Below are 6038 nucleotides of genomic sequence, written 5' to 3'. Positions count from 1 at the left end.
GGGCGTGCCTGCCCGGGCTCGCCCCGGCGGTGCTGGGCCCGGGCGACCGGCCGGCCACCGGGCCCGGCGACGACGGGCACGTCACGGCCGGAGGCGTGACCAGGAACGTCATAGCCGGGCGTGTCATGATCGGGAATGGCGACGGCGGGGACGTCGCCGGCCCGTTCCACCGGCGGCGGCCGGAGCTGGTCGAGGCTGCTGATCCCGTGGTGCGCGAGCGGTTCGGCCACCACCCGCCACACCTCGTCGACCTCGGCGCGGATCGCCTCCGCCGACTCCCGGTGCGCCCGCGCGACCTCGGCACGCCGCTGCCGGCCGGCGGACATCCGGTCCTCCACCTTGTTCCTGGCCTGGGTGAGCTCGTCGAGCAACGCACGGTAGCGCACGGCCGCGATCAGCGGGTCGTCGAGGTCGGGATCGCGCAGGGCGGGCTCGTGGCGGGCGTCGGCCCGCCACCCTGGCTCAGCCTCCGGTACGGCGAGGAAGCCACCCGGCTGGTCGGGCACGTCAACCATGATCCTCGTTTCGTGGGTCGCGGGCGCACCGGTCAACCCGGCAGCCTCCTCCACGGCTCCCGGCCGTCCCGGCCGTGCTCCCGGTCGTGCCGCTGGTCGCCCGTCACCGCCGCCGCCGGCCCGGCCTGGGCCGGCAACGGTGAGAACGGGACGATCGTGCGGGCCTCCGCATACCCGTTCCGGTCGAACAGGACCGCCCGGTTCGGGCCCGTCCCCGCGGTGACCGACCGGTTGCCCGCCAGGCTGAACAGGTCACTCGCGGGCACGCCGACCGCGACCCACGCCCCCACGTCGTCACGGTGCATCGGGCCGAGGTCGTCGAGCAGCCGGCCCGGGCCGCGCCACCAGCCGAGCAGGTGCACCCGCTGGCCAGGGCCCCGGCGGGTGATGAAACGCAGGTCGTCCAGGCCCGAGCGGCGGGCGGGGGGCTCCTTGGCCTCCAGGACGGCCCGCCCGGCGTCGGCGGCGAACAGGACGAGCAGCCGCACCGGCCGGGCGAGCCGCTCGTAGGACCGGTCACCGGGCCAGGGGGTACCGGCCGCGCCGGCCAGGGCGGCGTCCTCCCGCTCCCGCACCTCGTCGCTGACCTCCCGCAGCACCCGGCGCAACGCCGCCGGCGGATGGACCCGAGCGGACTGCCCGGCGGCGCGGACCCGGCCGGCGAGCACCTCGGCCGCCTGCGTGGTCTCGGCGGTGACCGCGACGATGTCGACCCGTACACCGCCCTGCACGGCCTGGCCGGCGACGCTCACCACGGCCGCCTGCAGCACCCCGACCGCTTCCCGGCGCAACGGCCCGAGCACCGCGAGGCTGCGTCCCGGCAGCGGGGACAGCCGCACCCCGACGGCCGCCGGATGCAGGTCGAGGGGAACCCCCACCAGGGCCAGCGGCTCGGCCGCCCCGGCGGCGTCCGCGTCGTCGGTCACAGCGCCGGTCACGCCGCCGGCCGTGTCGGGCGCACCACCGTGGCCGGCGTTGCCCTCGTGGGCGCTCTCGAGGACCGCGACGTCGACGGCACCGGCCCGCTCGGCGCGTTCGACCGGGACGGGCGCGCCCGCGAGCGACCGGTAGAGCGGGTTGTCGTCCAGGACCGCCGGCGCGTGGCCGACGAAGACCCGCGGCCCGGGACGGCCCGGCGCGCCGGGAGCGCCCGCCCGCGCGAGGCTCGCGCGCAGCGACGTGAGCACCGCCGGCGTGGGGTAGGCCACCCGGACGAGCTCGTTGCCGGCCGGGTGGCCGTTACGCCGGTTGACGATGGCCTCCCCCACGCCCGCGAGCGCACCCGCCGCCTCGTTGGTGGTCGACAGCAGCACCCGGGACTCCGAGATCGAGGTACGCAGCGCGATCCGCAACGCGAACTGGCCGAAGATCGAACCACGTTTGCCGGCGGTGGCGTCCAGAGCGTCGATACCCGACAGCGTCTGGCTGGCCAGCAGCAGGTGGATGCCGTAGGCGCGGCCCTGGCGGGCGAGCGCCTCCAGGTGCGAGACCGCCTCCCGCGACACCGCGTCGAGCGGGGTGAGCATCACCTGGAACTCGTCGATCACCACCAGGATCCGCGGCCAGCCGGCGCCGCCCCGCGCGGCCCGCAGGCCACGCAGGTCCCGGGCGCCGACGGCCCGCATGGCCAGGGCCCGCCGCTGCATCTGGGCGCGGGCGTGGCGCAGCACGGCGACACCGAACTCCCGGTCGCTGTCCATCCCGATGGTGTCCGCATGCGGCAGCACGAACGGGTCGCCGGCCCGGGGCGCGAACTGGGCGAACTCCAGGCCCTCCTTGAAGTCGAGCAGGTGGAAGCGCAGCTGCTCGGGGGCGTAGCGGGCGGCCAGCCCGTACACCACGTCGAGCAGCAGCGTCGACTTGCCCGAGCCGGCCTGCCCGCCCACGAGCGCGTGGACGGTGTCGTCGTCGAAGCGGAGCGTGACCGGGCCGTCCGGGCCGAACGCCACCGGGACGCTCAGGCCACCGGCCGCGTCCAAGCTCCACAGCGTGTCGGGCAGCAGCGCCCGGGCGTCCGGGGGGCGGGCGGCCTCGACGGCCGTGGCGGCCGCGACGGACTCGGCGACCGCGGCCACCAGCTCCGGCGGCGGCGGGTCGTCCAGCTCGCATTCCAACGGCCCGGCGAGCGAACAGCTCCAGATCGTCGGGCCGGCGGTGGGGGCCCCGTCGCCGTCGGGCCCGTCCCCGGCGGCGAACAGGCCGCCGGCGGCGGGATCCCCGGCGGGCCCGGCCACGCGCAGGGTCTCGGCGCCGGTCAGCGTCTCGTGCCCCCGACGGCCGACGACGGCCGTCCCGCCGTCCTCCACCAGCGCGATCACGTGCACGCCGCACGCGGGCCCCTGGGCGGCGACCGCCTCCAGCGCCCGCGCGGCGTCATCGGCCAGCGACGGCCAGGCCAGCAGCACCAGCAGCCGCCACGGCTCGGCCCGGGGCAGGCCCGCGGCCTCCCGCTCCCGCAGGGAGGCGAACCGGCCGCCGAGCCGGTCGACGGTGATGCGCCCGACGTCCGCGGACAGCTCCCCCAGCGCGCTCTCCAGCCGGGTCCGGCTGGTCAGGGTGGGGCTGACCACGCCGGCGGCCCGCAGCGGGGCGAAGCCGGCGAGCCCCGCGCCGAGCTCGTGGGGGTCGTAGACGGTGACCCGGACCGATCCCGGCGGTGCCGCCGCGAGCACCCGGGTGAGCAGGGCCCGTACGACACCGACACCCTCGGCCCGGCGGTCGCGGTCCACCACGATCCGCAGGTTGCCGCCGTCGAGGAGGCTGACGGCCAGCGGCACCTCGGTGGTCCGCCCGCCGGGCAGCAGGGGCGGGACGAGCGCCCGGCCCACCCGCCACAGCCCCGGCCGGTAGAGCTGCCCGGCCGCCGCCGGCCGGGGGCGGCCCGGCAGCTCGGGGAGGCTGGGCGGGCTGGGCAGTTCGGGCAGGCTGGTGGTGGCCCCGTTCCCCGGCGCCCGTTCGGCCGCCCCGGGCACCGGCCACAGCGGGGACGACCAGGGCGCGCTGGCGAGGCCCGGCGCCTGCCCGCGGGCGATCGCGGCGGCCGTCCCGACCGCGGCCGGCACCTGCGCGTCGGCGGCGTCCGGGACGGCGTGCCAGACATCCACGGATGAGCCCTGCCGGGCATGCGGGCGGGCGGGCCCGCCCGGCACCGGCCCGTCCGCGTCGGGCCGCTCGACCTGGTCGGCCAGCGCGTCCAGCTGGTCGGCAAGGCTCAACGCCTCGCCCAGGCATGTCTGAATGCCGGTGACGAGTGTCCGGACCCGCCGAGTGCCCGACACCACGACCTCCCCGCGCTCACACCGATGCCACGACGGAGCACCAACCTAATGGCAAGATCCGGTCAGGGCGGGGTTTTCCCTGACTCCGACGGCGTCCGCGGATGTGACGCTACCGGACGCGGACATCCGTATATCGTGCCCGGGCCAGGCGGGGGTGGTCCAGTACGGGCGGCTCGGCATCCGCGGTGCCGGCCGGCCCGCCCGGGCGGGCCGGCCGCTGGCGGCTGTCGCCCGGTCAGCCGCCGGTGGAGCGGCGGTAGGCCCTGACGCACCACGGCACGAAGACGACGAGCAGCCCGGCGCACCACGCCAGCGACTGGACCAGCGCGGAGGCCACCGGGCCGCCGAGGAACAGCGCCCGTGTCGCGTCGATCGTCACGGTGATCGGCTGATGCTCGGCGAAGGCCTGTAGCCAGCCCGGCATCGTGCTGACCGGGACGAACGCGGAGCTGGCGAAGGTCAGCGGGAAGACCCAGATGAACCCGGCCGACTGCGCCGCCTCCGCGTTGCGCACCGACAGCCCGATCACCGCCGACACCCAGGAGAACGCGTAGGAGAACAGCAGCATGAGGGCGAACCCGACCAGCGCCGCGGGCACGGTGGTGTCACCGAAGCGGAACCCGACCGCGACCCCGACCAGCAGCATGATCACGACTACGAACACGTTGCGGAACAGGTCCGAGAGGGTCCGGCCGGCCAGCAGCGCGCCCCGCGACATCGGCAGCGAGCGGAACCGGTCGATCAGGCCACGCTGACGGTCCTCGGCGAGCCCGACACCCGTCACCATGCTGCCGAAGATCGCCGTCTGGATGAAGATCCCGGGCATCAGGAAGTCCACGTAGTCCACCCCGGGCCCGACGTTGATCGCGCCGCCGAACACGTAGACGAACAGCAGCACGAACATCACCGGCTGGATCGTGGAGAACACCAGCAGCTCGGGCACCCGCCAGGTCTGGATCAGGTTGCGCCGGCAGATGACCCAGGCGTCCAGCAGTGACCAGACGAGCCGGCCGCGGCCCTCGACCGGCCGGACCGTGGCGGCGGTGGCGGCGACGGCAGCGTCGCCACTGATGGTGCTCATGTCGTCACCAGCTCCTCGGTGGTGCTCTCGTGCGGGTTCGCGGCCGCGTCCCCGTCGCGCGCGTGATGGCCGGTGAGCGCCAGGAAGACGTCGTCGAGGGTGGGCCGGTGCAGCGCGATGTCCTCGAGGGTCACGCCCGCCTCGTCGACGCCGCGGATCAGCTCCGGCAGCACACCGGCGCCGCGGTTCATCGGCGCGCTCAGCCGTCGCCGGTCGACGTCGACGCTCACCTCGCCGGAGGCGAACCGCGCCAGCACGCCGCGCGCGGCGTCGACGTCCCCGCCCCGGGCGATCACGATGTCGAGGCGGTCCCCACCCACCTGCGACTTCAGGTCGTCGGCGGTGCCCTCCGCGATGACCCGGCCACCGTCGATCACCGAGATGCGCCGGGCCAGCTGGTCAGCCTCCTCCAGGTACTGTGTTGTCAGCAGGACGGTGGCGCCGTCCCGGACAAGCTCCTCGATGACCTCCCACATCCGGATCCGGCTGCGCGGGTCGAGCCCGGTCGTCGGCTCGTCGAGGAAGAGCATGGGCGGCGCGAGAATCAGGCTGGCGGCCAGGTCGAGCCGCCGGCGCATACCACCGGAATAGGTGCCGGCCTGCCGGCGGGCGGCATCGGTGAGGTCGAAACGCTCCAGCAGGATTTCGGCACGGGCCCGCGCCGAAACGGCCGACAGCCGGTAGAGCCGGCCGAACATCTCCAGGTTCTCCTGGCCGGTGAGCCGTTCGTCGACGGCGGCGTACTGACCGGTGAGCCCGATCCGGGAGCGCAGCTCGTCCGCGTGTCGGCTGATGTCAAGACCGAGAACCTCGGCATGCCCGGAATCGGCACGCAACAAAGTGGTGAGAATTCTCACAGCGGTCGTCTTGCCGGCGCCGTTCGGACCGAGGACCGCGTGCACCGTCCCAGCCGCCACGCTGAGATCCAGACCGGCGAGCGCGACGCTCGCGCCGAAGCGTTTGTGCAGGTCGCGCGCGAGTACAGCGGGTTTGTCAGACACAGTTGGCGATCGTACGGCACGCCACCGACAACTCCGGGAACCGCGAAGTGACCTGCCGGCCGCGCGCGTATGGCGGCTCTCACCCGCTCTCCCGGGGCCCTCCCCGCGCGGCCGGGGATCGTCCGGCCGGCGGCCCGGCCCGGGGCCGGCGCGGGGCCGGCGC

General features: G+C 75.5%; 3 protein-coding genes and 1 pseudogene. All 4 read right to left on the bottom strand.

The genetic code is table 11. The features are described 5' to 3' along the window. Nucleotides 1-551 (bottom strand): annotated as a pseudogene (locus NBX02_RS10760) (hypothetical protein); the annotation flags it as partial. Beyond that, a complete protein-coding gene (locus NBX02_RS10755; protein WP_250291189.1) occupies nt 548-3793 on the bottom strand; it encodes an FtsK/SpoIIIE domain-containing protein in 3246 nt (1081 codons plus the stop codon). The pseudogene NBX02_RS10760 and the gene NBX02_RS10755, both read right to left, overlap by 4 nt. Before the next feature lie 235 nt (nt 3794-4028). Then, complete coding sequence (locus NBX02_RS10750; RefSeq protein ID WP_250291187.1) at nt 4029-4874, bottom strand: ABC transporter permease; 846 nt, start codon at nt 4872-4874, stop codon at nt 4029-4031. Then, nucleotides 4871-5875 carry an ATP-binding cassette domain-containing protein gene (locus NBX02_RS10745; RefSeq protein WP_250287582.1) on the bottom strand — a complete coding sequence of 335 codons (1005 nt, stop codon included), beginning with the start codon at nt 5873-5875 and terminating at the stop codon, nt 4871-4873. Before NBX02_RS10745 ends, NBX02_RS10750 begins: the two co-directional genes overlap by 4 nt. Nucleotides 5876-6038: the final 163 nt, after the last annotated feature.

The organism is Protofrankia sp. CiP1_Cm_nod1, from assembly GCF_920888515.1.
Classification (GTDB): Bacteria; Actinomycetota; Actinomycetes; order Frankiales; family Frankiaceae; genus Protofrankia.
This window is presented reverse-complemented; position numbering and strand designations above follow the sequence as displayed.

What these genes read in the sequence shown, in the direction of transcription:
- NBX02_RS10750 (WP_250291187.1), bottom strand. Translation starts at nt 4,874, where the DNA reads ATGAGCACCATCAGTGGCGACGCTGCCGTCGCCGCCACCGCCGCCACG.